This window comes from Protofrankia sp. CiP3 (assembly GCF_917627345.1).
Lineage (GTDB): Bacteria > Actinomycetota > Actinomycetes > Frankiales > Frankiaceae > Protofrankia.
Genome location: NZ_CAKJTM010000085.1, coordinates 1,030 through 3,904, shown reverse-complemented (window position 1 = coordinate 3,904; position 2,875 = coordinate 1,030). Strand labels below are relative to the sequence as shown.

Sequence of the window (2,875 nt, the reverse complement as noted above, 5' to 3'; positions counted from 1 at the left end):
ACCGACCTCACCGCCCCCGACGCGTCGGCCCGCGGCGCGCTGTTTGCCCTCGACTGGATCCCCCTCTCCATCGGCCAGGCCTCGGCCGACGCGCCTGCCGGTGCCGTGATCGGGGACGTGGCCGACCTGCGAGCGCTGGAACAGGACCTCCCGCCGTGGCTCATCCTTGATGCCGGGCCTACCGACGGCGCCGGAGAACTGGCGCGGGTGCGTGGGGAACTGGCGCGGGTGCTGGAGGTGCTGCAGGTCTTCGCCACCGACCCGGCCTTCCGGGAAATCCGGCTGGCGGTGGTGGTCCGGGACGCGGGCAGCGATCCGGTGGCGGCCGCGGTCGCCGGGCTGACCCGCTCGGCCCAGTCCGAGAACCCCGGCCGCATCCTGCTGGTCGACCTCGCCTCGGACGCGGCGGAACCCGTCGATCTGATGGGTCCGCTGGAGCAGGCCGCCGCCGCGGACGAAGGAGAGATCCGGCTCAGGGACAGGCGGATCGAAGTCCCCCGACTTACCAGAGCCCCGCAGAAGGATTTCGCGGCCGGGGACCTGGGTGCGGGCTGCGTGGTGATCACCGGCGGAACCGGGACCCTGGGCGGTCTCGTCGCCCGCCACCTCGTCGCCGAGCATGAGGTCCGGAGCCTGGTGCTGGTCTCAAGGCAAGGCCCCGCCGCGCCCGGAGCCGCACAGCTGCGGGAGGAGCTGGAAGCCGCCGGCGCCCACGTGCGGATCGTCGCCGGTGACGTCGCCGACCGGGGTCAGGCCGAGGCCCTGCTGCACTCGGTGCCGGGGCCGCTCAGTGGGGTGATCCACACCGCTGGTGTGCTGGATGACGCGGTCTTGGGCGGGCTCACGGTGGAGCGGCTGGAGGCCGTACTGCGTCCGAAGGCGGATGCGGCCGCGCATCTGGACGAGCTGACCCGAGGGCTCGGGCTGGCGGCGTTCGTGCTGTTCTCCTCCGTCGCCGGGGTGCTGGGCGCTCCGGGGCAGGGGAACTACGCGGCCGCGAACTGCTATCTCGACGCCCTTGCCACCCGTCGGCGTGCCGCCGGTGAGGCCGCGGTGTCCCTCGCCTGGGGCTATTGGGCGCCGGCGAGCACGATGACCGAGCACCTCAGCCAGGCCGACCTGGCACGCATGAGCCGCACCGGGATGGGCGCGTTGGATCCCGAGCCGGGTATGGCGCTGCTGGATCAGGCTCTCACCTCCCGTCAGCCGACGCTGGTCCCGATGGTGCTGGACCTGGCGGTGCTGCGTCGCCACCACGGTCCTGTCCCCCCTTTGCTCCAGGCTCTGGCGGGGCCGCAGCGCCGCACCGCCGCCTCCGGCACCGTCGGAGCGCTGCAGGCGACGCTGGCGGCGATGGATCGGGAGGATCAGGTGGCCCATCTGGTCGGCTTGGTCCGCGCCGAGGCCGCCGTGATCCTCGGGGCCGCCGGTCAGGACCTGGTGCGGGCCGACCAGGCGTTCAGCGACGCGGGGTTCGATTCACTGACGTCGGTCGAGCTGCGCAACCGTCTCACCGCTCTGACCGGAACAGCCCTGCCGGCGACGCTGGTGTTCGACTACCCCACGCCCGCCGCGCTCGCTGACCACCTGTTCACCGAGGTGGCCGGTCTCACCCCGACTCACGCCGTCATCCCCCCGATGAAGATCGTCACGGACGAGCCCGTCGCCATCGTCGGTCTGGGACTGCGGCTGCCCGGAGGCGTGGACGGCCCGGCCGCCTTGTGGGACCTCCTGTCGTCGGGTGCGGACGTGGTGGGGGAGTTCCCCACCGACCGGGGCTGGGACCTGGACGGCCTGTTCGACCCGGACGCGCCGGGGAAGTCCTACGTTCGTGAGGGCGGGTTCCTCACCGACGCGGCGGGCTTCGACGCGGGGTTCTTCGGGATCAGTCCGCGTGAGGCGTTGGCGATGGATCCGCAGCAGCGGCTGCTGCTGGAGACCTCCTGGGATGCGCTCGAACACGCCGGGATCGACCCGTCCTCCCTGCGGGGCCGGCACGTGGGCGTCTACACCGGGCTGATCGCCAACGACTACCAGACCGCCGCCGACGCGTCGGCGGCACTTCCGGAGCTGGACGGGTACCGGTCGACGGGTGCGATCTCAAGCGTCGCGTCCGGGCGAATCTCGTATGTGCTGGGCTTGGAGGGCCCGGCGGTGAGCGTCGACACGGCGTGCTCGTCATCACTGGTGGCGTTGCACTTGGCCGCCCAGGCGTTGCGGGCGGGTGAGTGCTCAATGGCCCTCGCCGGCGGCGTCACGGTGATCGCTCACCCAGGCGTGTTCATCGAGTTCTCCCGGCTCCGCGGTGTCGCCGCCGACGGCCGGTGCAAGGCGTTCTCGGATTCCGCGGATGGCATGGGCTGGGGCGAAGGCGCCGGAATGCTCGTGTTGGAGCGCCTGTCGGATGCGCGGCGGCTCGGGCATGAGGTCCTGGCTGTGGTCCGGGGCAGTGCGATCAACCAGGATGGCGCCTCCAACGGGTTGACGGCCCCCAACGGTCCGTCGCAGCAGCGGGTGATCCGTCAGGCGTTGGCGAGCGCCGGGCTCGCCCCGGCCGAGGTGGATGCGGTCGAGGCCCACGGCACGGGGACTGCTCTGGGTGATCCGATCGAGGCGCAGGCGCTGTTGGCGGTGTACGGCGATCGCGGTGAGCAGGGTGAGCCGTTGTGGTTGGGGTCGGTGAAGTCGAACATCGGTCACACCCAGGCCGCTGCTGGAGTCGCGGGGATCGCCAAGATGATCCTGGCGATGCGTCACGGGGTTCTGCCGCGGACGCTTCATGCTGAGACGCCGTCGTCCAAGGTCGACTGGACGGCGGGGAACGTCCAGGTACTGGCCGAGGAGCAGGCCTGGCCGCAGACCGGCCGTCCGCGCC

At 71.9% G+C, this 2,875-nt stretch carries 1 protein-coding gene; it reads left to right on the top strand.

What is annotated here, in order from left to right; all coding sequences use genetic code 11:
* A partial coding sequence (locus MJ797_RS20960; RefSeq protein ID WP_239339631.1) for a type I polyketide synthase occupies positions 1-2,875 on the top strand: 2,875 nt, incomplete at both ends.